The sequence below is a fragment of the Candidatus Scalindua japonica genome, assembly GCF_002443295.1.
GTDB classification, from domain to species: Bacteria; Planctomycetota; Brocadiia; order Brocadiales; family Scalinduaceae; genus Scalindua; species Scalindua japonica.
The window spans coordinates 83,586-109,787 of sequence record NZ_BAOS01000034.1 but is presented as its reverse complement, the minus strand read 5'-3'; the positions used below and the strand labels follow the sequence as shown (position 1 = coordinate 109,787).

Genomic DNA, 26,202 nt, shown 5'->3' with positions numbered 1-26,202 from the left:
TTTATTTTATGACTTTTTGGACAAGCGACTTGACAAGATTGAGCGAGAGTACCCAATGGAAGATTTAGGAGAAATCTCAAAAGCTGTTTTTCAGGAAAGATCCGAAATATTGGGTCAGATGATCCTTGGATTGATAAAGAGGAAGTTCGGTCATTTATTGAATCAGCAAAATTGTGACTGCCCCGATTGCGGCAAAAGCATGCAAAGGCACGACAAATTATCCAGGACAATCCAGACCCTTGCGGGTCAATTTGAATTGGAGAGACCTTATTTTTATTGCAGAGCGTGCAGTTTTGGAAATTATCCATTAGATGAAGCCCTTGGGTTGTCTCGATCCTCGAAACAGTATGATATACAGGATGTTGAAGCCTGGTTGTCTAGCGAAACCGCTTATGAGACGGCCAGCGAGACCTACGAGAGGATAACTGGTGTAAAGCTAAGCGAACATCATATGCATGAGGCCACGAATACCATAGGTCAGGAAGTGGGGATTTTAGATATCTGTCCGTCTAAAGAAGAGATTCACAAAAAGATAGAAAACATCTCAAAGAATAAGTTTCGTCGTCCCATTATGATGCTCGCCCTGGATGGAGCCCACGGCCCGATGCGTCCAGAGCCCAGCCCTCACCGCCGCAAAGAGAAAAGAGGAAAAGGAGAATGGAAAGAGATTAAAGGTTTTAGGCTTTATCTCATCGATGGTACAAGCATTAATCATTTAATCAGCTGGCATCAGGTCTGCGAAGATCACGAATTAGCTCAAGATCTAGTGAAGATCAAGGAGGCAGGTCTTATCCCCGAAGCGGAGATACGCTTGGGAATCATAGGAGACGGAGCTCACTGGATTTGGAACCGTTGCAAAGAGATATTTCCCTCAGCAAAAGAAATCCTCGACTACTACCATTGCTCAGAGTATGTACATGGTGTGGGTAACGCACATTATGGAAAAGAGACAAGAGAGTCTCGCCAGTGGTGCGAGGCGACTTTGACAAGAATACATTTTGGCGACCACGAAGATGTGCTTGGCGGTCTTGGAAAGATGAAAGCGCAAACTCAAGAGGTTCAGGATAAAATTGATAAGTTTTATACCTACCTTACAAATCATTGCGAAAAGATGCATTACGATACCACCAAGCGAGGAGGGTATCACATTGGTAGCGGTGCGATTGAAAGCGCTAATAAATTCATTAGCCATACAAGGCTTAAACGATCAGGAGCTTGGTGGTATGCCCAAAATGCTAATAACATGCTCAAGATCAGATGTGCGAAATATAACGGTACGTACGATAAAATTATCGAAAAATACAAAAAAGACGACCAAGAAAGAATTAAAAACAAAAAATCTAGGAAAAGTCTCCGACTCGTTAAATAAATTTACAAAAAAATGGGAATACTCCCCTTGTAGCTCATCGCATCACTTAACACATTCAAACAATCATTATATGTAAATCATCAATTTTTAATTTTCATGGTTTGAGGAACCAAATTAATTAAAACATTGTTATATATTATGTCAGGTGCGCAAGACCTGCAAGCGACCTTTTAACGGTTTATGTTATGAGAGGGAAGTTTGTACGGTGTAAATGAGCCTTTCGGACCTGTTTTTATAAAGCGGGTGCGTACGGTCTGCATCTACCTTAAGCCTCCTCATGAAGGTGGGTGTTGCAAAAAACTTTGCGTACCTGCTTTTTATTATTAGTTTGGAAAAAAATTAAAATCTGGAATGATTGTGAAAAGCAAATCAGTGAAGGTTTTAGTCTATCTACAAACTAATAACAAAAGGGTAAAGAAAAAAAACCAGGGGCTGACCATATGTCACGCATATTTTTTGATTATATTGAGAAGGCTAAAAAAATTCTCGATGATAACTGGTTGGGTTCATCAACAAAGCCCTCACCTTTCCTTTACCCGCACCAGTGGAACTGGGATTCCGCCTTTATTGCCATCGGCAGGTCACACTATGATACTGAACGGGCTATTCAGGAAGTAGAAACACTATTCAAGGCGCAATGGTCCAATGGCATGGTTCCTCAGATCGTTTTCAATCGAGAGGCCCTCGGTCATTACTTTCCTGAACCCGATTTCTGGTTAACAGAATTATCTCCCCATGCTCCTGAGACACATCTCACCTCTGGAATTACCATGCCGCCTGTGCATGCTATTGCCGCTGAAAAAATATACATGAACGCGAGGAAACTCCAGCTGGTCCTTCCATTCCTGAAACGCATCTACCCCAGGCTATTGAAGCTTCATGAGTATCTGTATCGGGAGAGAGATCCGAAAAATGAAGGGCTTGTTTATATCCGGCATCCATGGGAATCAGGGATCGACAATTCACCGACGTGGGACGTACCTCTCAAGCGAATAACAGTAGACAAAACACTGCTCCCCTCTTATGAACGAAAAGACCTAAAACACGGTGTCGATCCAAAGATGCGTCCCAGTGATGATGACTATGACCGCTACGTATATCTGGTTGATCTTTTTCGTAAAAACGAATACGACGAAGCCCGCATCAGCACAGACTGTCCCTTTCTTATTCAGGACCCATTATTTAACTCAATCCTCTGTCGTGCGAATGAATCGCTTGTTCATATTGCTGAATTGATCGGTGAGGATACGGAAACACCAAAGAAGTGGACTGAAAAAACAGCTGGAGCTATCAGGGATAAGTTATGGCAGAAAGAACACGATGTATTTGATGCATATGATCTTGTTGTCGATGGATTTATTGAAGTGGATACGTCTGCGGGCTTTTTACCTATTTTTGCCGGCGCGGCAACACGCGAACAGGCTCAAAAGATTTACAACAGAATGAATTCAACGTCATTCTGTGCACTCAATCAGGATAATTGTTTCACGATTCCCAATTACGATACTCAAAAAGAAGGTTTTGACCGGTCTAATTACTGGAGAGGTCCAGTCTGGATAAATATAAACTGGATGTTAGCCCACGGCTTAAGAAGATACGGATATACCTTGAAGGCCGATTCTCTTCAAAAAGATCTGATCCAACTTCCGATAAGACATGGGTTTCATGAGTATTTTGATTCATTTGATGGTACCGGATACGGCACAGACAACTTTAGCTGGACAGCAGCTCTGTTCATTGATATCGTAGAAGAATTCTATGCCTCTCAGAAAAAGGAGGGTGTTGGGCTGGCAAAAAAATTGAAAGCAGAAATATCCAGAGGTACAGTCCTCAACGATGGCAAGTATATGTCTGATGTACCTGATAAAAATCTTAGTTCTGAACTCATGCAAAGTATCAGGAGACTCAGGGATATGTTTTACGATACAACGCGAGGCCGTGTCGATTACCATAAGCTTGCTGATTCAGATGCATATCGTACCTATCGTCTTCTTTCGAATGGTCTTCAAAAATTCGATCCTTCCAGTTTATTGGGTCACCGTGAAAAAATAGCTTTCTGGGTAAACCTTTACAATACGATTGTTGTAGATGGTATCACAAAACTTGGCATCCGGCAGTCTGTAAAAGAGGTTCCTGGTTTCTTCAGCTCTGTGAAGTACGATATTGGAGGATACCTGTTTTCCCCGGATGATATAGAACACGGTATTCTAAGGGGAAACAAGCGCCCCTGGTTCCGTCCCTTTAAGCAGTTCGGTCACAGGGATAAACGAAGAAAATGGGTCATTCTTCCAGAGGATCCCCGTATTCACTTTGCAATGGTATGTGGCTCGCGATCTTGTCCTCCCATTGACTATTATGATTCGAAAAAAATCTATGATCAACTGAGTGAAGCTGCGATGAGTTTTGTCAATTCCTCGGAAGTAGTTGTCTTACCTGAGCAAGACAAAATTATGCTTTCTGAAATATTCCGCTGGTATGAATCAGATTTTGGCGGTAGATCAGGTGTTATTGATTTCATTTTTGATTATCTTGCTGAGGAGAAGACACGAGAGTTTCTCAGGCAGAAGTCTAAAGATCTTGCCTTTGAATATATTTACTATGATTGGAAATTAAATCGATGAGATTTTCATGATTAAAAAAGAGTTTGTTACTCGCAAATATTAACTTGATTATGCTATTTTGATATAAAGCTTGAAACAATTCAGATATGCTATAAAATCTTTCAATATACAGAAGCAACAGAAGAACATTTTATATTTATGTGAATATAGATGAGAATCAGGTCTATACATCCTGGTTGTTTATATTCTAAAAGTAATGTCAATAAAAGGAGGAACCAATGATGAAAAGGTTTAGAAATGTAATGTTATTAATTGCCTTAACTATTGTAGTATCCAGTATGGTTTTAACTCAACGTGCTCATTCTCATTGCCAGATCCCATGTGGAATCTATGATGACAATGCACGAGTTCAATCAATGTTTGAAGATGCCGCTACCATAGAAAAGTCAGCAAAGTTGATTGCTGAGTTGGCACGTAAGTCAGATGCGCAATCTCAAAACCAAATAGTTCGCTGGGTGGTGAATAAAGAAAAACATGCACAAAATATCATTTCTACAATAAGTAACTACTTTTTGACACAACGGGTCAAACCGAATCAAAAAGACTATGCTGAACGTTTAATAAAGCACCATGCAGTAATTATTGCAGCAATGAAAGCCAAGCAAAATGCTGATGTGGAATATGCGACAAAACTAAATGATAGCATTGAGGCCCTGTCATCTTACTATCCTGAGCATAAGCATTAGAGAAAACCACATAACAATGCAAGTTTACCTGGAACCTGAAAGGAGAATATTAACCATGAAAAAACGTAACTTATTAATTACTACAGCTATGGCAGGTTTAATGGTTTTTTCGCTTTCAACTACAGCAATGGCAAAGGAAGAGGTTAAGGTTAAAGCGGTAGCAGAGACCGAAGAGAAGGAAAAGACAGTAGCTCAAGCAAGAGTCGAGGCAGAAAAAGAAGCGACAGCTAAGGTGGAGGCCGAAGCAAAGATGAAGGAAGTAGCAGAAGCAATGGTAAACTCTGATTTGAGTAAAGGCGAAGCAAAGCCAAACCAATTCTGGTGGCCTGAGCAGCTGAATCTCAGCCCTCTCCGCCAGCATGATACAAAGTCAAATCCTTATGGTGAATCGTTTAACTACGCAGAAGAATTTAAAAAGCTCGATCTTAATTCCTTGAAGAAGGATATTGATACCTTGTTGACCAAATCACAGGCCTGGTGGCCGGCAGACTACGGAAACTATGGCCCCTTATTTATTCGTATGGCATGGCACAGCGCAGGTACCTACCGCACACTTGATGGGCGTGGCGGAGCTGGAGGGGGCCAACAGCGTTTTGATCCTCTCAATAGTTGGCCTGACAATGCAAACCTTGATAAAGCAAGGCGGTTGCTTTGGCCGGTCAAGCAGAAATATGGAAAAAAGATTTCATGGGCAGACCTGATGATTTTAGCAGGCAATGTTGCGATGGAAAATATGGGCTTTAAGACCCTTGGCTTTGCGGGTGGTCGTGAGGATGACTGGGAACCTGACATGGTCTATTGGGGCCCTGAAACGAAGTGGCTTGATGCTAAACGCCGCGACAAAGACGGGAAATTAAAAGGACCTCTTGCTGCGGTTCAGATGGGTCTTATCTACGTAAATCCGGAGGGGCCGGGAGGAAACCATGATCCGCTTGCAGCCGCAAAGGCTATTCGTGAGTCTTTTGGCCGCATGGCGATGAATGACGAAGAAACTGTGGCACTCATCGCAGGAGGGCACACTTTCGGTAAAGCGCATGGAGCTTATGATCCGTCTGAATGCGTAGGAGTCGAGCCTGCCGGTGCGCCTATTGAAGAACAGGGATTCGGCTGGAAAAACAAATGTGGTAAGGGCAATGCCGAAGATACAGTCACCAGTGGGTTAGAAGGCGCATGGTCATCTGCACCAGATAGGTGGACTATGATGTATCTGGCGAATTTATTCCACTTCGAATGGAAGCAGGCAAAGAGCCCTGCCGGTGCGATTCAGTGGATTCCGACAAATGAAACTGCTCCTGAAATGGTGCCTGATGCGCACATTGATGGTAAGTTTCATCATCCGATTATGTTTACCACGGATCTTGCTCTGAAACGTGATCCTGAATATAGTAAGATTGCGAAGCGCTTCCTGAAGAATAGGGAAGATTTTGAACATGCATTTGCCAGAGCCTGGTTTAAACTGACGCACCGTGATATGGGGCCACGTGCACGCTATCTCGGCACGGATGTTCCGGGCATAAAACTGATTTGGCAAGATCCCATTCCAGAAGTCAATCATAAGTTGATTAGTGAACAAGACGTTAATAATCTGAAATCTAAAATTCTTGAATCGGGTCTGACTGTGCGGGAGCTGGTGAGAACCGCCTGGGCATCAGCTGCCAGCTTTCGCGGCAGCGATATGCGTGGCGGTGCAAACGGAGCACGTCTGCGACTTGAGCCACAAAAAAATTGGGAAGTTAACAACCCGGAAGAACTGGCGAAGGTACTGAAGCGCCTGGAAGAAATCCGGAAAGAATTCAATAACGCACGCTCTGATAATACAAAAGTTTCTGTTGCTGATCTGATTGTCCTGGGTGGAATTGCCGCCATAGAGAAAGCGGCAAAGGATGCAGGCTCTGACGTCTTAGTCCCCTTCAAACCGGGCCGTGCAGATGCAACACAGGAACAGACCGATGTAAAATCTTTTGCCGTTCTTGAGCCTGCAGCAGATGGATTCCGGAATTACTTCGGTAAGGATAACTATCGTTCCCCGGCAGATATGCTGATTGAAAAGGCAAGCCTGTTAAATCTGAGCGTTCCTGAGATGACGGTTCTGGTGGGCGGTATGCGTGCGCTGAATGCCAATTCCGGTCACTCTAAGCATGGCGTGTTTACCGACCGGCCTGGAGTTTTGAGCAATGATTTTTTCGTGAACCTGTTTGATATGTCCACGAAGTGGAAAAAGGCAGACAAATCTGAGGGTATTTATGAAGGGATTGATCGCCAAACAGGTAAGCTTAAATGGACAGCAACTGTTGTTGATCTGATCTTCGGTGCAAACTCCGAGTTGCGTGCGGTTGCAGAAGTCTACGCATTTGATGATTCGAAAGAAAAGTTTGTGCACGACTTCGTTCATGCCTGGACCAAGGTGATGAACCTTGACCGCTTTGATAGTGGGGAAAAGATCTGATAATAGCCACTATAACTAATGAACTGATTCAATATCAGGAATTAGATTAATTTAACCAAGTAAAGCTAGAGCTTATGTTCAAACAGACAGTTAGATCGTAACAATCATTATTACATGGAAAGTTTTTAAAGAAGGAGGAAAACCTTGTGAAAAAAGTTGAGGCATTCGTTCGCCACGAGAAATTTGACGCAACCAAAGATGCCCTTGAGGAAGAGGGATATACAGGGATTTCAGTCATAGAGGTAAAAGGACACGGTAGTCAGAAAGGCGTACGGGAAGTATATAAGACAGAGAGATACAGGATGGATTTACTGCCAAAGATAAAGATTGAACTTTTCGTTGCGGATGAAACCTTAGATAAAGTTGTACAGACCATTATCTCATCATCTCAAACCGGAAGCCTTGGAGATGGAAAGATATATGTCTCCGACGTATCAAACGCATACCGAATCCGCACAGGTGAGCAGGGCAATACTGCAATTTAATATACCCACACTATATTTATCGTTCTATTTAAGATATTTAAACTGTCAGGTAAATTTAGCATATGGCTATTAATAGAAAGATGCTTCCTACAAATACATTCTTGTGGTTGCCACTGATTGTTGGTATCGTAGCATTTGAAGCTCTTTCCGTATTTTCTTTTTCATAATTCAATGTGAGTGGTTAGTAATATTGGTATTTTATTAATAAAATGCGAAAACAATTTATCATTCATAGTATTGCCATTATTCTTGTTTTTGGTGGCATAGGGTGGTTCTGGCCGCCGATGCTCTGGGCATTTATCATCTTCGGCCCCTTGATTCTGATGGGGGTATATGATATGTTTCAGACCCGACATGCTATAAAGCGTAATTTTCCCTTGCTCGGGAGAGGACGTTATATACTTGAAAGTATGGGGCCGAAAGTAAACCAGTACTTCATTGAGTCCGATTCCGAAGGCCGGCCTTTCCACCGGAAATTCAGATCTATTATTTATCAGCGTGCAAAAAAAGAGCTGGACACACAAGCCTTTGGTACCCCACAGGACGTTTATAAAACGGGATACGAGTGGATGGAGCATTCCATTTACCCTTTAGACGGTGAAAAGCTTGATCAATCACCCAGAGTGATGATAGGTGGCCGGGATTGTAAACAACCATATTCCGCAAGTATTCTTAACATCTCTGCCATGAGTTATGGTTCACTCAGCAAGAGTGCTATTTTGGCGCTAAATGGAGGGGCAAAAATCGGAGGGTTTGCTCAGAACACCGGAGAAGGAGGCATCAGCGAATACCATCTCAGGCCGGGTGGTGATCTGATCTGGCAGATCGGTACAGGATATTTTGGATGCCGTGACAGAGAAGGTAATTTTTCTCCCGAGAATTTTGCTGAAAATGCCTGCGGCAAAACGGTAAAAATGATAGATATTAAAATTTCACAAGGTGCAAAACCAGGTCATGGCGGTATCTTGCCCGCGGAAAAAAATACTCCTGAAATTGCTGAAATGAGGCAAATAGAACCGTATAAAAGAGTGAACTCACCACCATTCCATACTGCCTTTACTAATCCGGTGGAATTGATGGAATTTATCCAGAAGCTTCGTGAACTTTCTGGTGGAAAACCTGTTGGTTTTAAACTGTGCGTAGGGAAAAAGAGTGAGTTCATTGCCTTATGCAAGGCAATGCTGAGTACCGGTATTAAACCAGACTATATTACCGTAGATGGAGGGGAAGGGGGTACAGGAGCCGCTCCTATGGAGTTTACTGATGCCGTAGGTATGCCCTTGAGAGACGGACTTGCTTTCGTAGTAGATACTTTAAGAGGTTTCGATCTGAAAAGAGAGATAAAAGTAATTGCTTCCGGAAAGATAGTTTTTGGTTTTCATATGTTTCGGGCTATGGCTTTGGGTGCCGACACATGTAACTGTGCCCGTGCCATGATGTTGGCGCTTGGATGCATACAAGCCCTGGAATGCAATAAAAACACCTGTCCCACTGGTATTACGACACAAAAGCCCGAGTTGGTAAAGGGATTAAATGTGAAGAACAAAACGAACCGGGTAGCGAGTTACCATGGTGGAACCGTGAAAACTCTTGTGGAAATGGTGGCTGCTGCAGGATTGGATTCCGTGGAAAAAATAGAAAGGCGCCATGTCAATCGGAGAGTCGACTTAAACCGCATAGTACGATACGATCAGATATTCCCACCTGTAGAAATAGGCTGCTTGCTTAAGCCTGATTCCATCCCGGATTCATTTAAACTTATCATGGAAGAACTTGAAGCCAGAGAATAATCTTTGCACCTGTGTACATTGTAACTTTTCATAAGTTTTGAATACATTATCTTTATAATTTTATACTACTACTTAAGATTATCTGCTTTTCGGTCTTTCTTTTTGGTATAATCCTTTAAGCGAAGCAGAATGACACTATACTTATTGCAATTATTGATGGGTGTTGTGGAACTTTACCCAATCTACATGAATTCAAAAACAGTGCAATAGAAAAAGCTACCAAAGGTCTACATGAGAAGAATGAAGATTGACAAAAAACTTCCAAGTAATTTTCTTGAGTTAATAGTTCTAGACCAGAATGGCAAGTCCATTAGAATGAGTTCCGTGTTGTGCAGAGAGAGAGCTACGCTCATTATATTCCTGAGACATTTCGGCTGTATTGGTTGTAGTGTACAGATGGCGGAGTTAACAAACCGATTGGCAGAACTCGAATCACTTGGTCTGAAAATTGTACTTATTGGAAATGGAAAATTTCAGTATATTCAGGGTTTTATAGAACGCTATAAACTTGAAGATAGTCAAGTTGTTATTGTAACAGACCCTTCACTACAGTCATACCGTGCGGTTGAAATGAGGCGTTCAATATGGGCGACGTTTGGATGGAACGCAGTTCGCGGTATTATTCGCGCAGTAATTCACGGACATTTTCAAAACTCTCTTGAAGGAGATCTACTTCAACAAGGTGGCACTATTTTATTAGATCAAGATCAACGAATAGTTTTCTGTCATCGGAATAAAAGTCTAACTGAATATGCAGAAATGACTGACCTCGTTGATTCTATTTATCTGCTTCTGATGAAAGATACCGCACCGTATTGCGGTAAGTGGTGAAAAATGGACTATCTCATTCATATTGCAAACATCCTCTATTTTTTTTCTTACTCGGTTAAAGATATCTTTGCATTACGACTTCTTACAATGCTTGCAATGTGTTTTCTCATACCATATTTTTATTTTCAACCTCAACCATTGTGGGCACCAATTTGTTGGAATATTCTTTTTTCTTTAATCAATATTTACCGCATTTATCTTCTCCATCAGGAGAGAAGACCCGTACATTTTACAGAAAAAGAACAATCATTGTACAACCTTATTTTTCGCTCTATAAGTCCCTGGAAGTTTTCTAAATTGCTGAATATAGGGGAATGGAAGGTCGCGGTAAAAGGCCAGTGTGTCTTTCCGGAAAAAGTAGTTTTAGATAGAATTTTATTAATCACTTCTGGAATACTGGTTGTCGAAAAAAATGGAAATTGCCTCGCCAGGCTGGGAGAAGGACAGTTCGTTGGTGAACTAAGTTTTTTGACATCAGAGCCAATAAATGCAAGCGTTGTAGCTGAACAGCCAACCGAGTATTTTTCAATGCAAGCGGACAAACTAAAAAAGTTATTTTTCAGAAGACCCTCTGCTCCGCGGTGCATTTCAAACAATTATCAGTCATGACCTGGTAAGAAAATTAAAGATGGTTTAAATAAATCCTGAATTAAACTAAATAAGTGCAAATTTCACGGGGCATAAAAATAAATTATAATGTAAAAAAACCTCTATTTAAAGAATCCGTAGTTTTAATTCCCTGGTACGGAGCTAAGATTGCATCGTTAAAAGCTCACGTTTATTTTGTAAATTCACTAGGCTTTAATGCCAGTGTCATTCCCCTCACATGGGTAAACAAAAATTTGCTTTATGATATAACTAGTTTAAAAAATTTAAAAACCGGAATGATTGGGTATTGGGAAAAGCAAATCAATGATGGTTTAGATAAAATAGACGGTGACAAAATAGTATTTTGTTTTTCGATGCCAATTTTTTCTGTTTTTCAGGCATTGTACCAGAAAAAACGAAAAGACATTGCTGGTATAGTATGTGATGGTGGCCCCTTTTCGGGACTGGGTTGGAAAATTTCATGGGGGTACTTTACCCAAGAGTCACATGTTTCAAATAAGCTATTACGATTAGCAGTTTCCATGATTAGTTTTTATAGTTTTGGAAGAAATTTTGAAAAGCATATTTTTACTCATATAGAATCGTTACCCGAAAAATTTCCAGTTTTATCTGTTCGCGGCGGGAAAGATCCTCTGGTACCGCCCTCATTTATTGATAATGTCTTTATACAACAAAAACATCTTGATTTATACACTCTGGCCTTACCAGACGGAGTTCATTTAAATGATCTGCATAATTTCTCTGATATCTACAAACCAAAAATAGAAGAGTTCGTTAACCAAATTGCCACACCAGCAAAATAGCGATGTGGTCTGGAATAATTATAGTACTAGTACATAACTACTGGACGGAAAGTGCCAGACGAAACCCAAGCATGGGGCCCTTGACATATGGCTTATTCCTGGCACGGTTGGTTGTACGTAGCATCCATGGGTCACTTAACGAGGAACCACCACGGTAAACACGTACAATGTTAGGTTCATATGGGACTCCTTTTGGATTATCATCAGGACTTGTTTGATAATAATTCGCATCGTATGCATCATAAACCCACTCTTGTACATTCCCACTCATATCGTATATACCGAGTTCATTTGGTCTTTTCATACCTACTGGGTGTGTTTGTTTATGTGAATTATCTCTAAACCATGCATAAGCTCTTAAATTAACCGTATTGCTGGTTCCTGCCCAGAGTTCCTTCTTACCGCCACTTCTCGCTGCATATTCCCATTCCGCTTCTGTTGGTAATCGGTACTTCTTGCCAGTCTTTTTCTTTAGTTTAACTAAATACTTTCTAATGTCTTTCCAACTCACATTCTCTACCGGGCAGTCATCACGATATTGAGAATTAGATGGATTTTTACCCATTATTTCTACCCATTCCCTTTGTGTCACCTCATATTTTCCAATATAAAAATTGTCTACACATACCTCATGTACGGGCTTTTCATGTCTGTCCCCTTCTCCGAAAATATCTCCCATCTTGAAACATCCACCTTTGACAAACACCATTTCTGGTTCCGCAATAACTCTATGGGAACACAAAAGTAACAATAAAGCAGTAAAAAGCAACATTTTCATGGCATTTTCCTTTCAAATATAAATTATATGGAAGCAAACATTTCAATCTTTGTTGTAAAATAAAAAAGACATTTTGAAATTTATTATAACATTTTCTATTTAAGGAAACAAACCTGTATTGTTTAAATCACATCCCGTTATCTGGATAAGCCGTACTTTCTCTGTTTATTTTGTACCTGTAAAGAATATCCATTTGCAACAAATATCCATATCGTATTTGCATTCAGTTTATGTGTGTGATATCATTTTATAATGTCTATTCATGTTGTATATTCCTTTCTTTAAGCACACCTAATGAAGGTAAATTAAAATAGACAATACTTTTAAGGCAGAATTTTTGTACTGCTAAACAGACAAACCTGGTGTTTCTGCTATTTTTAGACAAAGTCAAAGCGTATGTGGTTTAAGTCATTAACAACTTTAATTAAAAGGAGATACTCTATGTTTACGTCAAAAGATTTTCCAAAGGTCCCGAAAAACCTTACACCTCAGCTTCCTGAAGATATGAATTCGTTGATCCATAGACAGGTAAGAAAAACAGGTGTGGACAAAGATTTTTCTGCTGAGAGACGACATCCTATTGCAATGGCTGATTTGCCATCAACAAGGTATAGTGTTACTTTCTCCGGAATAACACCCAAATCTCAAGGAAGAAAGCACAGACATACTTATCACGCGATATCAATTATTACCAAGGGAAAAGGTTATGTGGAAATAGAGGGGCATAAAATAGATTATGAAGAAGGTGATATCTTTGAAGTACCTGTCTGGGCATGGCACCAGCTTCATAATCCTCACGATGAACCTGTTGAATACCTCACGTTTGAAAATGCCCCTGAACTGCTTAATATCGGTACCGCCCTTCGTGAAGAGGAAGCGTAGTTTTTAATAAGTTCCCTATCTGATTTTGAATCATTATTGAATAGTCTGGAATGTATTGCCAACATGTACGAACCGGGAGTTTTAGCCAACCGAATTTTCCGGTTCGCGCACAGGCAGGCCACCCAAATGATATGAACAGAAAAGATAATCATCCTGCAGCTACTCTTCACTCTTTTCCGCATAAAATTCTGCCGTTCCGGTACACTTTTCAACCTCAGCTCTCGCATCCGTAACTGGCTTCCCCCATCTCCTGAGTTATCAACTGGGCATATGCTTTACAATAAAGGACTTAAAAGTGTTCGTTATGACATTAAATTTACTCTTGCAGTACATACATGAGTATGGTTAGATTAAATAAGCAGAACGGAAATGAATTAACCCCTGAAAATCCGATTCCTCTTCGCTGATAAAGAGGTCAGGGGAGGATTTAAGTTGAGAAAATTGTTGTATATCCATTACGAAGTTGTTTTAGGAATTTCAGGGCAGGAGTTTGCCTGAAATTTTGATTTGTCGATTGAACAAAACCAGAGGCTTAGCAATGCTAAGTCGAGGATTTTGTGATTGAGAAAAATCTATAAGTTCTGGTGAAATCTGGTAATGAAAACCGAAAACCAATTCGTGATGGGTATAACTATCTCTTTTGAGAACAAAATAGATTTATGAGCACTGATGATCTTTCACGGCTTCGGATTGACAGGACAAAATACCAGACACATCATAAAAAACGAAAAAAGTATTTTTTATTGCTTATTATACTTTCACTCTCTGCCGGTTCCGGGATTTTGTATGCGACAGGTGTCTTGAGGCCTTCTACCAAGGTAGAGGTTACCAACGTCACTACAATATACCCTTCTCAAACGTTTACTCTGCTCAATGCAAGTGGTTACGTAGTAGCTCAGCGTAGATCTGCCGTTTCCTCGAAAATTACCAGCTGGCTTGAATCCCTTCTCGTGGAGGAAGGAAGTATAGTAAAAAAAGGAGATATCATTGCAACATTGGAAAACAAGGATGTTGTGGCAGCACTTGATAAAGCAAAAGCAAACAGGGAAGTTGCCCGTTTTGAACTTGACCAGGCAGAAGCCGAACTCACAGAAACGGTTCTTGCCTTTAACCGAATTAAAGAGTTATTGGAAGAAGAGGTTGCTTCTGCATCTGAATACGATATTTCGGAAGCGCGACACAAAAGCGCCAATGCGGCTGTTGCTGCCAGAAAGTCAGCACTGGAAGCATCCGGGTCAGCATTAAAAGAAGCTGAAGTCAATCTTGAATATAGCCTTTTACGGGCACCATTTGATGCAGTTGTTCTTACAAAAAATGCAGATATAGGCGATATCGTAACACCTGTGGGTGCTGCAGCCAACGCACGTGCATCTGTAGTAACAATTGCTGACATGGACTCACTGCAAGTTGAGGTAGATGTTTCCGAATCTAACATAGAACAGGTTAAGGCCGATCAACCGTGTGAAATTCAACTGGATGCATTACCGGACAAACGATTTCGAGGGAAAGTACACATGATCGTGCCTACAGCCGACAGGAGTAAGGCATCAGTGTTGGTCAAGGTCGCATTTTTAGATAAAGAATCCAGCATCCTTCCGGAAATGAGTGCCAAGGTAGCATTTCTCAAGCGAAAAATTGCTGAAAACGAACATACACCAGTTAGAGCCGTACCTGCTTCTGCTCTCGTTACAAACGACGGATATGATGCAGTATATCTTCTTATGGGTAACCGTGTGAAGAAAAAAAAGGTTACTACAGGCAGAAGACTCGATAAAATGGTCGAAATCATATCGGGACTTGAAACAGGAGACAGAATAGCACTTTCTCCCATGGACAGATTAAAAAATGGGAAAAAAGTAAAAATCATTGAGGAGTAAATGCAGAGCAAGGAACTCATTGTATCAATTAATAACGTATACAAGTCTTATCAAAGGAATACTCAGATAATACGGGTACTGGAAAATATTTCACTTGAAATCAGGAATGGAGGGTATCTTGCACTTATGGGCCCTTCAGGTTCCGGTAAAAGCACACTCCTGAACCTCATCGCAGGAATAGACCACGTGGATAATGGTACAATTGAAGTTGACGGTATTAATATTACAACACTTTCCGAAACCGATCTAGCCCACTGGCGTTCGTTTAATGTAGGTTTTATTTTTCAATTCTACAATCTTATTCCAGTACTCACTGCCTTTGAGAATGTAGAATTACCACTGCTCCTGACCCCACTATCAAAGCTTGAACGGCAGGAGCATGTTTCTGCCGCCTTGAGTGTAGTTAATATGGAAGACCGGATTGATCACTATCCAAACCAGCTCTCCGGCGGCCAACAACAACGTGTCGCTATTGCCAGAGCAATTGTGACTGATCCGGCTATTTTAGTAGCAGATGAACCTACAGGTGATCTTGATAGAACATCTGCAGAAAATGTGCTCGATCTTATGGATCGCCTGAATAGTGACCTGGGCAAAACCATCATCATGGTAACGCATGACCCATGGGCGGGAAAACGAGCACATTCTATGGAACATCTTGATAAAGGCGTACTCAACCATGATCTTTAAGATCCTTTTTCGAAACGCTTTTCGCCATAAGCTGCGCACCTTTCTAACCGTGTGTGGTATGGCAGTAGCGATCCTCTCCTTTGGATTACTTCGTACGGTAATCGACGCATGGTACATTGGGGTAGAAGCCTCTTCTGAAACCCGTCTGGTAACAAGAAACTCAATATCACTGATCTTTCGACTGCCCCTTTCTTATAGAGACACAATTCGTCAAATTGATGGCGTTGAAACTGTCTCTTATGGAAACTGGTTTGGTGGATATTATATTGATCAGAAAGATTTTTTTGCCAACTTTGCCGTTGAACCACATAGCTACCTTGAACTTTATCCTGAATATGTAATCCCCGACGGCCAGAAAGTAAAGTTCACAAGTGATAGAAAAGGTTGCCTGGTGGGAAAAAAACTCGCAGATCGGTTCGGATGGAATTTAGGAGATACTATCACGCTTACCGGAACTATTTTTCCCGGTAAATGGGATTTTATCTTACGCGGTATTTATGAAGGCAGGAACAAGAACATAGATGAAACACTGTTTTTCTTCCACTGGAACTATCTTAATGAATCAATAAAAAAACTTCAGTCCACTTTGAAAGACCATGTTGGTTTTTATATTATTGGAATAGAAAACCCCTATATTGCGGCCGAAACATCAGAAGCGGTAGACGAATCCTTCAAAAATTCTCTTGCAGAAACACTCACTGAAACAGAAAAAGCATTTCAGCTCGGATTCGTAGCCATGAGTGAGGCCATTATCAAGGCCATTCAGCTTATATCGCTTGTCGTCATCTTCATTATCCTTATTGTAGTGGCGAATACCATGGGCATGTCCGTACGTGAAAGAATTGGAGAATATGCTGTATTTAAAACCCTGGGTTTTCGTACCAGGCAGATAAGTTTACTCATTATAGGTGAATCAATGGTAATTACCGTTTTTGGCGGGATCACCGGTATTATCATGACGTTCCCTGCTGCCATGGGATTTTCAATGGCAGTCGGAAGGTTCTTTCCGGTATTCAATATAACATGGGAAACTATGTGTCTGGACCTGGCAGTCACCGTTACCGTTGGACTTTTAGCAGGAATATTTCCTGCTTACAGGGCTGTTACCGTTCGTATTGCCGAAGGGCTCAGGAGGATAGGGTAGATGAGTCTCCTGTTTTTCTATAGTCTGCGTAATCTCCTCACAAGGCGATTAACAACAATACTTACCGCATCGGGTATGGCCCTTGTGGTCTTTGTCTTTGCCTCTATCATTATGCTTGCAGAAGGACTGAAAAAAACCCTTGTCGAAACAGGATCGAGTAACAACGTAGTTACTCTTAGAAAGTCTGCAGAAACTGAGGTACAGAGCAGGATAGATAGATACCAGGCATCCATTCTGGAAACCCTTCCGGAGATTGCCCTTGGCGAAGATGGGCAGAGAATTTTTGCCAAAGAACTTCTGGTTCTCATCACTATGCAGAAAAAACACAGTGACGGTATTGCTAATGTTATTATAAGAGGAACAGGCAAACATTCACTTTCTTTACGGCCTCAAGTAAAATTAATTAAGGGGCGGATACCAAGACGAGGTACATCTGAAATCATTGTCGGTCAGAGTGTTGCAAAACGCTTCAAAAATACGGGATTACAGCAGACTCTTTCCTTTGCCATGCGATCCTGGAACATTGTCGGTATCTTCGATGCCGGAGATACGGGGTTCAGTTCAGAAATCTGGGGTGATGCGGATCAGCTCATGCAGTCATTCCGACGCCAGACATACTCTTCTATCATCTTCCGGTTACGAAATCCTGATCTGCTTAAAGAGTTAAAAACCTTTATTTCAAAAGATCCACGATTAACCCTGAGTATCCTGCGGGAGAAAGATTATTACCTGAAACAGTCGGAAACAATGTCCACATTCCTTCGCATACTGGGAATTTCATTAACACTCATTTTCTCTATTGGTGCAGTGGTTGGAGCCATGATAACAATGTTTGCAGCTGTGGCTAATCGTACGGCTGAAATTGGTACCCTGCGAGCCCTTGGTTTTCAACGCAAGAGTATCCTTTTTGCATTCTTACTGGAATCTCTTATTCTCGGTTTTTTTGGAGGATGTGCCGGTCTGCTTTTTGCGTCACTACTGCAACTGGTAACTGTTTCCACCATGAACTTTCAGACATTTTCAGAGCTTGCTTTCAGTTTTTCTATCACACCGGGAATTATCATCAAGTCGATGACATTCTCTCTTTTCATGGGTTTTGCGGGAGGGCTCCTTCCTGCTTTCAGAGCATCACGAATGAATATTGTAGATTCACTCCGGGAAGTTTGAAAAAGTTTTATTTACTGTGATGTTAGACCCTGTTGAATAAGCTGGTTCCCGTTTATCATTCGCAATGATCTTCCTCCAGATAGTTGGCAACTTTTCACAACACGTAGCTACATTGTCAATCCGGAAACATTGAGAGCACCATTTTTTTTGAGATAATATTTCTGTTCGTTATTAAGATACTTTGCCCACATAAAGTCTGCGCTTTTTACGTTAGTATTGTTAAAATTGGCTCCTCTCAAACTTGCATCTCTCAAATCAGCACCTGCCAGGTTTGCCCCACTCAGATCAGCTCCTCCAAGTTTTGCATGCATAAGGTTCGCACCTTCAAAGTTCACATACTTAAGATTTGTTCCATTCAGGTTTGCACCAATCAGATTGGCAGTAGAGATGTCTGCTCCCTCAAGGTCGGCATTCATAAGTTTAGCACTTATGAGGCAAGCGCCAATCAGGTTTACACCTCTAAGGTCAGCACTTTGAAGATTACAATTCTTGCAATTATTTGTCTGCAATAGTTCTATTAATTCAACATCATCATATCCATATACCGGTTGTGATAGTGAAAAAAACACAATCTGAATATATACTGCAGTAAATACAAATGTAACTATATTAAATACTCTTCCGGGACTATTCACAATCAACCTCCCACTTTTGACCTGATAAAAACGTTTAAATTATCTCATATAAACTTAAGAAGATAATAACTTGCCAAATTACTTTATATTATACAACATGATTATGAGTGGGTATGGTTCCTGGTTCAGAAATTAACAACCTGAATTTTTAAAAACAGGAAGCAGTTCTATAAAAAATAAGGTTTAAATTAATTCTTAAGAAATGTTACTTTTTTTATAATCGGGTTAAATTAACCGGCAACAAGTGATGGAAATAAAATAAACACAGAATATTAAATTCTTAACTTCTATTTTTATATTTGATATAATATGAAAATGAAAAATTTAACTTTTAATACCGACGATAGAGTATTAATTCTTGGGGGAACCGGATTTATAGGAAAAAGACTGGTTTCTGAACTTACCGCTAAACAAATCAAAATCAGACTACTCGTACGAAACCCGTCGAAAGTTCCTGAAGATTTTCTAAAGAACAAAGATATTGAGATTGTAAAAGGTGACATTGTAAAAGGAGAAGGACTTAAGGAAGCTGTACGTGGAATCCATACGGCGTTTTACCTTGTACACTCAATGGGCGGAAAAAGTATGTTTAAAACTACTGAATTTGCCAGAATGGATAAAGATGCCGCAAAAAACTTTATTTCGTCAGCAGATGAATCCGACGTAAAAAGAGTAATTTACCTCGGCGGACTTGGGGAGACAGGAAAAGGTCTGTCAGAACATCTCAGAAGCAGAGAAGAGGTTGCCGAAATACTCTCTTCAGGTAAGCTGCAAGCAACAGTACTTCGTGCGGCCATTATTATAGGTGCAGGAGGAGCATCCTTTGTAATGCTGAAATATCTTGTGGAACGGCTGCCTGTTATGATATGCCCGAAATGGATAGACACAAGGATTCAACCAATTGCTGTAAAGGATGTCCTGGCATATCTTACCGGATGTCTGCTTAACCCGGACACAGCAGGAAAAAAATTTGATATTGGAGGACCTGATGTCCTGACCTACAGGGAAATGATGCAGCAGTATACAGAGGCTGTAGGAATTCGCAGAAGGATTATTTTCCGTGCGCCGGTTTTATCACCACACCTTGCATCTTACTGGGTAGACTTTGTAACACCAGTACCATCAGGCATAGCACATCCCCTTATAGAAGGATTAAAAAATGAGGTTATATGTCTGGATGACAGTATTACCAGATATGTTCCCATTAACAGAACACCATTCAAGGATGCGGTTAAGATTGCGGTTTCTAAAGCCAAGGAAATGATACAATAGACTCTTAGAAGCATGTTGAATGAGGATCTGATTGAGTCTACGGTAAAACAATTGCTTTCATAATCATGTCACAGTATTTCTTATAATAAGTAATTTTTTTAAGAAAGGCGGGAATTTATGAATGAAATATATTCAATTTTTTCTAGCCAAAATTGTTTCGGTTTGGCAATAAACCTTCGCTTACTAAAAAAATTCTTTTAGAAATGCATTTTTAGTACAATTTTCCGGAACATGGACATACCTCTCCCACAGATAACCTTGTTTTCAACTTCTTGTCACGCTTATATGATTATTGGTATGGGTTTTTGACTTCGTTGCCATAATATATCAAAGTGCAAATTGTCCATTACTGCCTGTGTTACTTTAAGGATTAACTGCCTGCCAGTGCCTATTATCTTTGCTGCAAAGTCTAATGCCTTTCTCCTTACAGTTGTTGCATAGCTGCCGATTGGCATTACTCCGTCTAATACATCTTCCTTATATGTTTCAAACAAAAAATATGATATGAGCATGCAATAATATACTACACTATTTGGTACAAATCTCTTAAACGGTAATTCTTCAAATCCAAAATCCTTTAACCCTCTATGCGGTAATTCATCTGCTCCTCTCATATGATGGCTCTCTATAATTGTTTCTGTATGCAACAATCTTCTCTCTTCCTCCTGAGTACTACAGTTGGCTAACACCTTTGGATTAACTCCTATATTCGTGAGAATTACATTATCTGGCCGCGCAAAGTCCAATAACCTTTGTTCTCCATCATGACTCAATCTGGTGTATATTGCACGATAAAACCTCTCCCACGAATCACATCTATAACCAAACTCCAAATACTTCCACTCTTGATTCCTATTGCTGTAGACATCCCATTGGTCCTCTAACTGGACACCTACATACTCCTTTACTCCCTTATACATCTTGCCAGTACAGATAAATCCTACTCCAAGATTGTCACATGCTTGTAATATTTTCTCATCAAAAAATCCACTATCAAGTCTGACTATTATCGTGACTGTCTCACTATATTCCTCACGGATTAACCGCACAAGGTCTCTCATCATATTCACCACGGTATTACCACAGTTGCTGTGTTTCTTTCCACCTCGGAAGACCGCATCCACTATCTTACCATTCCAAATTGCTTGTAAAGGCTGGAAACCTTTTACTTTCTTATAGGTGGGCTGTACTCCATAGCGCTTCTGTGCTTCATCGTTGTCCATTACCATTGTATCTAATGTTAAGTCTATGACCTCAGGGTTTTCTCGCCTTAACCTCCAAATAAACATCTTTCGTAATATCTTCCGAAATGGGCCTCCACATACCCATGAAAACGATTTATAAAACCGTTTTATCTGATGTGACGACACCATCTCTGTCTGAGAATTCTCTATTACTGATGCATAGCCCTCATCTGCTCTTAATTGATCAAATGAATTTAGGTGGCGACTCGTCCCATCATAAAACCAACAAAATATCTGTTTGAATATATTCCACACCGGAAGACCTTTGCCGCTTTTTCTGATATCTCCAAAAAACTCTTCTAATAACGGGTATATTTCTACACTACTTAAATATTTAACAAATAAAGACATGCCTCCTCTGCCGGTTAATGTGTCATTTGTTACTCCGATTTTGTTAATCTTGCACTTGCTTTTAAATACATTTTTCTTCATAATACTCTCCTCACTTAATGGGTGATGGATTTTGTTTTCTTGAAAATGTATTATAACAAATTACTATTGCCTTTTAAGTGGGTTTTAAGTCTTTTTAGCAAATACAAATCGCTCAACTTAGGTTATAATAAGTAATTTTTTTAAGAAAGGCGGGAATTTATGTATAAAATATTAGTTACCCTGATAGTCTTTTCAGTTATCTGTTTTAGCGTTCAAGTCAAAGCTGAAGATGCTGATACTGCTCCTCCTGAACAGAAAAAGGAAAAAAGTGAACTTGCAAAACTATTAGAGAAAGTAGATCAGGATTATAAAGCACTTCAGGCATTGTCAGGATATACCAGTTACAAAAAAAAGCACTGGAAGCTTATCAAAAAGTCTGGAGAAAATATTTTAGATGTAGCAAAAATTTTAAGAAGGGACTATGCAAGACCTGAAGACCGAAAATATGAACAGTTGATGAAAAAGATGCAGGATTCTGCAAAGTCACTCGTTAAGGTGGCAAAAAATAACAAAAAAGAGGGAGCTGTTGAAGACGCCCAATGGTACGTAAGAAAATTACAACAGACATGCTCTTTATGCCATAAACATCTGGACATACATATCTATCCTCAATTATTCGAAGGAAAAAAATCAGAAATGAAAGAAAAGAGATTGAAGAAGTAGCCTTTAACACTATCGTTTAATTCAGTTTTTTTATCATTTTTTGTGTAATATTAATTATTACTTTTTTCCTGATTTAACCCCTGCGGTAGTATAAGAAGGATCAAGATATCATGTACAATTCTCTACCTACCTGACAGAATTTACTTTTCAAGATCGGAATCATAAATGAAGTATTTTTCTTGTATCTTTTTTCTGGTAGTTTCCGGAATCTTACTGTTTCACGCTATACCTTCTAACGGACAGGAAGAGCAGAGGAACAAGATTTGGACAGGTGTGCTTGCCGATGGAACAATAATTTCAAAGGAAGAGCTTTCAGAAATTGTAGATGAACACAAAAGGTGGTTATATACATCAGGCAAAAAAGGTAAACGAGCAGACTTTAAAGGAGCAAAACTGATTGAGGTTGATTTGAGCGGAGTCAACCTGAGACAGGCCATGCTGAAAGAAGCAGATTTAACCGGTGCAAACCTGACCGGAACAAAACTGAGAAAGGCTCACATGATTAAGGCCAATCTAAGCGGGGCTGATCTGAGTAATGCAGACTTGAGTGAAGCTGACATGAGAGTAGTCAAACTGAATGAGGCAAAATTATGGAAAACCAATCTGAGCCAGGCGAACCTTTTTGTTGCAGACTTGAGCGATGCGGATTTGAAAGAGGCCAACCTGTGCAGAGCAAAGCTCTTAGAAGCTGACTTAAGCAGAGCAGACCTGAAAGACGCTGATTTAAGTGATGCCAAACTCTTTGAGGCCATCCTTAGTGAAGCTGACCTGAGAGGCGCTAAGTTAGAAAGGGTGAGGCTAATAGAAGCTGACCTGAGTAATGCCAACTTGCAAGGGACAATCCTGAGAGGAGCCAAACTTAGCGAGGCGGATCTCAGTGAAGCTGACCTGAGTGATGTTGATCTGGCCGAAGCAGACCTCAGTGAAGCCATTATGAGCAGAACAAACCTGAGAAATACAAAGATTGATAACACTACAACGATTTCAGATAAATGCAGACTGGTCTGGAGGATTGTTAATAAGGGTGTGAAAGGCAAAGACTTGAGAAACAGTGATCTGAGTGAAGCGAACCTCAGAAATATTGACTTGAGTAAGGTTGATCTGACCGGAGTGAATTTAAGTGGTGCCGACCTGACAGAAGCTGACATGAATGAAGTAAATCTACACAAAGCTGATCTGAGCGAGGCAATCTTCCATTATACTAACCTGAGTAAGGCCAATCTGAGCGGAGCCATCCTCATCGAGGCAGATATGAAAGAAGCAGATCTGAGAAATACCAATCTGAGAGAAGCTGACCTGCGTGGGGCTGATTTGAGTGATGCTTATCTGATGAAAGCTGATCTAATTAGGGTTAATCTGAGTGAAGCAAACCTGAGTAATGCAAACCTGAAAAGAAGCGCCATGAACAGAGCCATTCTTATTGATGCTAACCTGTCTGATGCTAATCTAAGTAGAGTTGACTTGAATAAGGCTGATCTGAGAAATGCCAACTTGAGCGGGGCCAATATGAAGAAAACAGGTCTTAATCATGCAAACCTCAGGAATGCAGAGATTGATGAAACAACAAAGGTCTCAGATAAATGGAGGTTGGTTTGGAAAATTCTCAATAACGGTAAGGAAGGGATGGAACTAAGTAATACAGACCTGAGTGATGCAGACCTGAGATTCATAGACCTGAGCAAGATCGATATGAGTGGGGTAGATCTGAGCGAATCAGACCTGACAGAAGCAAATCTGAGTGCAGCCGACCTGAGAAATGGCAATCTGAGTAAGACGAAATTGACCGACGCAGATATGAAGGATGCAATTATTTCCGGAGTTAATCTGGAGCACTCCCAGTATGAACCAACCTCTTCTCCGCACAGGGATTTTCTCGGGGGAATTAAAGGATTGAGTACTGTATGGTTTGAGGAGGGCAAAATGAGTGGTCTGTTGATGTTAAAGACTGCTCTGAAAGATGCGGGTTTGCGTCATTTAGAGCGAGAAACCATTTACGCTATAGAGTATCTAAAGACGAAAAATCTATCATGGCACAAAAAATGGGCAAAACGTTTTCTCTTTGAATGGACATCAGGATACGGATTGCATTACCTTCGCCCTCTATTAATCCTGTTGGCATTGATTATTTTTTTTTCCGGTGTCTATATATATCCAATGTTTGTATATGGAAAAAGTGGCATTTACAGAATCTGGAAGCACAACAGCATTAAAGATGAAAAAGAAAAAGATACGCCCGAAAGACTTATTTTCGATATTCTACCGGAACATCAAATCCAAAAAGACTTGAAGTTTTTTATAATGACAGCAGGATACGCACTCTACTTCAGTTTTTTGTCAACCTTTCACATTGGTTATCTTAATCTGAACTTTACAAACTGGATAACAAGGATTCAACCCCATGAGTATACATTAACTGCAACCGGCAATATAAGGATCTTTGCCGGACTCCAATCACTTATTGGTACTTACCTTCTGGTCCTCTGGATTTTAACCCATTTTTTCCGACCGTTTTAAAATAGAATTTCAGAATGTTAATGTATCTTGCTGAACAAAGAGAATAACATCCTGCGCATAATCCGGTTTCTGGTTATGATTTTTGCAAGAGAGGGCAATCTTTTGAGTGTATCTTCTGCAGCATGTAAGCTCCCTGACCCTTCCAGCTGCCTGATTATCATTTGATAAACCATTTCTTTAGCAATACTCAATGAAGGGCCACTGATCACTTTTTCATTAAAGATCATAAAGGTATCTATGTCACCAAAAGTAAGCAGAAAAGGTTTTATCGTCGGGTTAAATGGATGCATTATCAGGTCGTTTGTCACTCTTATAATGTTTTCAGCGGCCAGTTTTCCCATATCCAATGCATGGTAAGCCTGTTTGTCAACAGGCTCAGGTAGCATTGCCGCATCTCCAACGACAAAAACATTTTCGAACTCTCTACTTTCCAGGTTTTCATTAACTCTGATCCAGCTCTTTTCATCTTCAGCCAGACCAGATTCGTAGAGCAAGGGAGGTGCGATCCCTCCGCCTGTCCAGATTATTATATCCAGGTCTAAAATTTTCTTATTATCCAACACAACTTTACCAGGAGAGACTTCAGTGACATTACGTTCCAGAAGCAAATCAACACCGTATATGTTGCAGTAATGTTGAAGCCGATTTGCAACAACTTCCGGAGCAATAACCAATAAGCGATGGCTGTTAGCCACCAGGGTTAATGAGGTATTTTGACTGGTTTTATAATTACGCAGTATCTCTCCCAGTACTTCTACCCCTTCCAAACCACCACCAATGATACCGATTTTCGGGTATTCAGTGTTGTCTGCCACCTCTCTTAATCGATCTCTTATCCGGGCACAATCGTCAACAGACTTGAAAGGAAGCGTGTATTTATCTGCACCCTTCACTCCAAAAGTATTATTAACACCGCCAACAGAAACTATGAGAAAATCAAACTGGTAGGTTTTTGCCTGAGCAGTTACTACTTTTTTTCGCTCGGGATCTATAAAAGTAACTGATTCATTGCAAAAATTATGTCCCCGTTGGGACAACCTGCTTTCCAGGGAGAACTGCAGGTTTTTTTCCTGCTTTATGCCTGAGACCAATTCGTGTATATTGGGTAACCAGTCAAATTTCTTCTTGTGATCAAATAACGTGACGTGAAATTTTGATGCATTCAAGTGTAAAGCTGCTGTTAATCCCCCAAATCCTCCACCAATGATGCCAACTCGAGGATGATTATTAACGGGTTTGCTGTTCATAAATTCCCCAATGAATA

The 26,202-nt window shown here is 40.5% G+C and carries 21 protein-coding genes; 17 read left to right on the top strand and 4 right to left on the bottom strand.

What is annotated here, in order from left to right; genetic code table 11:
- Positions 1 to 55: 55 nt before the first annotated feature.
- The 9 genes from SCALIN_RS18480 (at position 56) to SCALIN_RS18440 (ending at position 11,640) form a co-directional block, all read left to right on the top strand.
- Positions 56 to 1,369 (top strand): ISKra4 family transposase, encoded by a 1,314-nt coding sequence (locus tag SCALIN_RS18480; RefSeq protein ID WP_096894570.1) that lies wholly within the window; start codon positions 56 to 58, stop codon positions 1,367 to 1,369.
- Positions 1,370 to 1,809: 440 nt separating this feature from the next.
- A complete protein-coding gene (locus SCALIN_RS18475) occupies positions 1,810 to 3,990 on the top strand; it encodes an MGH1-like glycoside hydrolase domain-containing protein (RefSeq protein WP_096895931.1) in 2,181 nt (726 codons plus the stop codon).
- Between the two features lie 218 nt (positions 3,991 to 4,208).
- Complete coding sequence (locus SCALIN_RS18470; protein WP_203415562.1) at positions 4,209 to 4,676, top strand: superoxide dismutase, Ni; 468 nt, start codon at positions 4,209 to 4,211, stop codon at positions 4,674 to 4,676.
- Between the two features lie 250 nt (positions 4,677 to 4,926).
- Positions 4,927 to 7,122 (top strand): catalase/peroxidase HPI, encoded by a 2,196-nt coding sequence (katG, locus tag SCALIN_RS18465; protein ID WP_096895949.1) that lies wholly within the window; start codon positions 4,927 to 4,929, stop codon positions 7,120 to 7,122.
- Between the two features lie 146 nt (positions 7,123 to 7,268).
- Positions 7,269 to 7,607 (top strand): P-II family nitrogen regulator, encoded by a 339-nt coding sequence (locus tag SCALIN_RS18460; RefSeq protein ID WP_096895929.1) that lies wholly within the window; start codon positions 7,269 to 7,271, stop codon positions 7,605 to 7,607.
- 209 nt (positions 7,608 to 7,816) lie between these two features.
- A complete protein-coding gene (locus SCALIN_RS18455) occupies positions 7,817 to 9,397 on the top strand; it encodes an FMN-binding glutamate synthase family protein (RefSeq protein ID WP_096895928.1) in 1,581 nt (526 codons plus the stop codon).
- Between the two features lie 240 nt (positions 9,398 to 9,637).
- Positions 9,638 to 10,228, top strand: coding sequence for a peroxiredoxin-like family protein (locus SCALIN_RS18450; RefSeq protein WP_162532406.1), 591 nt, complete (start codon positions 9,638 to 9,640; stop codon positions 10,226 to 10,228).
- A 3-nt stretch (positions 10,229 to 10,231) separates the two neighbouring features.
- On the top strand, positions 10,232 to 10,837 hold the full coding sequence (locus SCALIN_RS18445) for a Crp/Fnr family transcriptional regulator (RefSeq protein ID WP_096895926.1): 606 nt from the start codon (positions 10,232 to 10,234) through the stop codon (positions 10,835 to 10,837).
- Between the two features lie 53 nt (positions 10,838 to 10,890).
- Positions 10,891 to 11,640, top strand: coding sequence for a hypothetical protein (locus tag SCALIN_RS18440; protein ID WP_096895925.1), 750 nt, complete (start codon positions 10,891 to 10,893; stop codon positions 11,638 to 11,640).
- Between the two features lie 37 nt (positions 11,641 to 11,677).
- On the opposite strand, the gene SCALIN_RS18435 is transcribed toward SCALIN_RS18440, so the two are convergent.
- Complete coding sequence (locus SCALIN_RS18435; RefSeq protein ID WP_096895924.1) at positions 11,678 to 12,418, bottom strand: formylglycine-generating enzyme family protein; 741 nt, start codon at positions 12,416 to 12,418, stop codon at positions 11,678 to 11,680.
- Positions 12,419 to 12,859: 441 nt separating this feature from the next.
- On the opposite strand from SCALIN_RS18435, the gene SCALIN_RS18430 reads away from it, so the two are divergent.
- The 5 genes from SCALIN_RS18430 to SCALIN_RS18410 all read left to right on the top strand — a co-directional run bounded on the left by SCALIN_RS18430 (position 12,860) and on the right by SCALIN_RS18410 (position 18,178).
- Positions 12,860 to 13,300, top strand: coding sequence for a cupin domain-containing protein (locus SCALIN_RS18430; protein WP_162532405.1), 441 nt, complete (start codon positions 12,860 to 12,862; stop codon positions 13,298 to 13,300).
- Positions 13,301 to 13,959: 659 nt separating this feature from the next.
- Positions 13,960 to 15,177 carry an efflux RND transporter periplasmic adaptor subunit gene (locus SCALIN_RS18425; RefSeq protein ID WP_096895922.1) on the top strand — a complete coding sequence of 406 codons (1,218 nt, stop codon included), beginning with the start codon at positions 13,960 to 13,962 and terminating at the stop codon, positions 15,175 to 15,177.
- A complete protein-coding gene (locus SCALIN_RS18420) occupies positions 15,178 to 15,867 on the top strand; it encodes an ABC transporter ATP-binding protein (RefSeq protein ID WP_096895921.1) in 690 nt (229 codons plus the stop codon). It begins immediately after the preceding gene.
- Positions 15,857 to 17,011, top strand: a complete 1,155-nt coding sequence (locus SCALIN_RS18415; RefSeq protein WP_096895920.1) for an ABC transporter permease — start codon at positions 15,857 to 15,859, stop codon at positions 17,009 to 17,011. The genes SCALIN_RS18420 and SCALIN_RS18415 overlap by 11 nt, the downstream gene beginning before the upstream one ends.
- The gene (locus SCALIN_RS18410; protein ID WP_096895919.1) at positions 17,012 to 18,178 is read left to right on the top strand and encodes an ABC transporter permease; all 1,167 of its coding nucleotides are present in this window, start codon (positions 17,012 to 17,014) and stop codon (positions 18,176 to 18,178) included.
- A gap of 107 nt (positions 18,179 to 18,285) precedes the next feature.
- Here SCALIN_RS18410 and SCALIN_RS18405 read toward each other — a convergent pair whose 3' ends face one another.
- Positions 18,286 to 18,813: a pentapeptide repeat-containing protein gene (locus tag SCALIN_RS18405; protein ID WP_162532404.1), complete on the bottom strand. Its 528-nt coding sequence runs from the start codon at positions 18,811 to 18,813 to the stop codon at positions 18,286 to 18,288.
- 315 nt (positions 18,814 to 19,128) lie between these two features.
- Here SCALIN_RS18405 and SCALIN_RS18400 point away from each other — a divergent pair, with 315 nt between their 5' ends.
- Positions 19,129 to 20,085 carry an NAD(P)H-binding protein gene (locus tag SCALIN_RS18400; RefSeq protein ID WP_096895917.1) on the top strand — a complete coding sequence of 319 codons (957 nt, stop codon included), beginning with the start codon at positions 19,129 to 19,131 and terminating at the stop codon, positions 20,083 to 20,085.
- Positions 20,086 to 20,366: 281 nt separating this feature from the next.
- On the opposite strand, the gene SCALIN_RS18395 is transcribed toward SCALIN_RS18400, so the two are convergent.
- The gene (locus SCALIN_RS18395) at positions 20,367 to 21,761 is read right to left on the bottom strand and encodes an IS1380 family transposase (protein WP_096894900.1); all 1,395 of its coding nucleotides are present in this window, start codon (positions 21,759 to 21,761) and stop codon (positions 20,367 to 20,369) included.
- Positions 21,762 to 21,920: 159 nt separating this feature from the next.
- On the opposite strand from SCALIN_RS18395, the gene SCALIN_RS18390 reads away from it, so the two are divergent.
- Positions 21,921 to 22,424, top strand: coding sequence for a hypothetical protein (locus tag SCALIN_RS18390; protein ID WP_096895916.1), 504 nt, complete (start codon positions 21,921 to 21,923; stop codon positions 22,422 to 22,424).
- Between the two features lie 165 nt (positions 22,425 to 22,589).
- A complete protein-coding gene (locus SCALIN_RS18385; RefSeq protein WP_096895915.1) occupies positions 22,590 to 24,938 on the top strand; it encodes a pentapeptide repeat-containing protein in 2,349 nt (782 codons plus the stop codon).
- A gap of 17 nt (positions 24,939 to 24,955) precedes the next feature.
- Here SCALIN_RS18385 and SCALIN_RS18380 read toward each other — a convergent pair whose 3' ends face one another.
- Entirely contained in the window at positions 24,956 to 26,185 is a 1,230-nt protein-coding gene (locus SCALIN_RS18380; RefSeq protein WP_096895914.1) for an NAD(P)/FAD-dependent oxidoreductase, read from the bottom strand.
- Between the last annotated feature and the right edge of the window lie 17 nt (positions 26,186 to 26,202).

What these genes read in the sequence shown, in the direction of transcription:
- SCALIN_RS18480 (WP_096894570.1), top strand. Translation starts at nt 56, where the DNA reads ATGGAAGATTTAGGAGAAATCTCAAAAGCTGTTTTTCAGGAAAGATCC.
- SCALIN_RS18475 (WP_096895931.1), top strand. Translation starts at nt 1,810, where the DNA reads ATGTCACGCATATTTTTTGATTATATTGAGAAGGCTAAAAAAATTCTC.
- SCALIN_RS18470 (WP_203415562.1), top strand. Translation starts at nt 4,209, where the DNA reads ATGATGAAAAGGTTTAGAAATGTAATGTTATTAATTGCCTTAACTATT.
- katG (WP_096895949.1), top strand. Translation starts at nt 4,927, where the DNA reads ATGAAGGAAGTAGCAGAAGCAATGGTAAACTCTGATTTGAGTAAAGGC.
- SCALIN_RS18455 (WP_096895928.1), top strand. Translation starts at nt 7,817, where the DNA reads ATGCGAAAACAATTTATCATTCATAGTATTGCCATTATTCTTGTTTTT.
- SCALIN_RS18450 (WP_162532406.1), top strand. Translation starts at nt 9,638, where the DNA reads ATGAAGATTGACAAAAAACTTCCAAGTAATTTTCTTGAGTTAATAGTT.
- SCALIN_RS18445 (WP_096895926.1), top strand. Translation starts at nt 10,232, where the DNA reads ATGGACTATCTCATTCATATTGCAAACATCCTCTATTTTTTTTCTTAC.
- SCALIN_RS18435 (WP_096895924.1), bottom strand. Translation starts at nt 12,418, where the DNA reads ATGAAAATGTTGCTTTTTACTGCTTTATTGTTACTTTTGTGTTCCCAT.
- SCALIN_RS18430 (WP_162532405.1), top strand. Translation starts at nt 12,860, where the DNA reads ATGTTTACGTCAAAAGATTTTCCAAAGGTCCCGAAAAACCTTACACCT.
- SCALIN_RS18425 (WP_096895922.1), top strand. Translation starts at nt 13,960, where the DNA reads ATGAGCACTGATGATCTTTCACGGCTTCGGATTGACAGGACAAAATAC.
- SCALIN_RS18420 (WP_096895921.1), top strand. Translation starts at nt 15,178, where the DNA reads ATGCAGAGCAAGGAACTCATTGTATCAATTAATAACGTATACAAGTCT.
- SCALIN_RS18415 (WP_096895920.1), top strand. Translation starts at nt 15,857, where the DNA reads ATGATCTTTAAGATCCTTTTTCGAAACGCTTTTCGCCATAAGCTGCGC.
- SCALIN_RS18410 (WP_096895919.1), top strand. Translation starts at nt 17,012, where the DNA reads ATGAGTCTCCTGTTTTTCTATAGTCTGCGTAATCTCCTCACAAGGCGA.
- SCALIN_RS18400 (WP_096895917.1), top strand. Translation starts at nt 19,129, where the DNA reads ATGAAAAATTTAACTTTTAATACCGACGATAGAGTATTAATTCTTGGG.
- SCALIN_RS18395 (WP_096894900.1), bottom strand. Translation starts at nt 21,761, where the DNA reads ATGAAGAAAAATGTATTTAAAAGCAAGTGCAAGATTAACAAAATCGGA.
- SCALIN_RS18390 (WP_096895916.1), top strand. Translation starts at nt 21,921, where the DNA reads ATGTATAAAATATTAGTTACCCTGATAGTCTTTTCAGTTATCTGTTTT.
- SCALIN_RS18385 (WP_096895915.1), top strand. Translation starts at nt 22,590, where the DNA reads ATGAAGTATTTTTCTTGTATCTTTTTTCTGGTAGTTTCCGGAATCTTA.
- SCALIN_RS18380 (WP_096895914.1), bottom strand. Translation starts at nt 26,185, where the DNA reads ATGAACAGCAAACCCGTTAATAATCATCCTCGAGTTGGCATCATTGGT.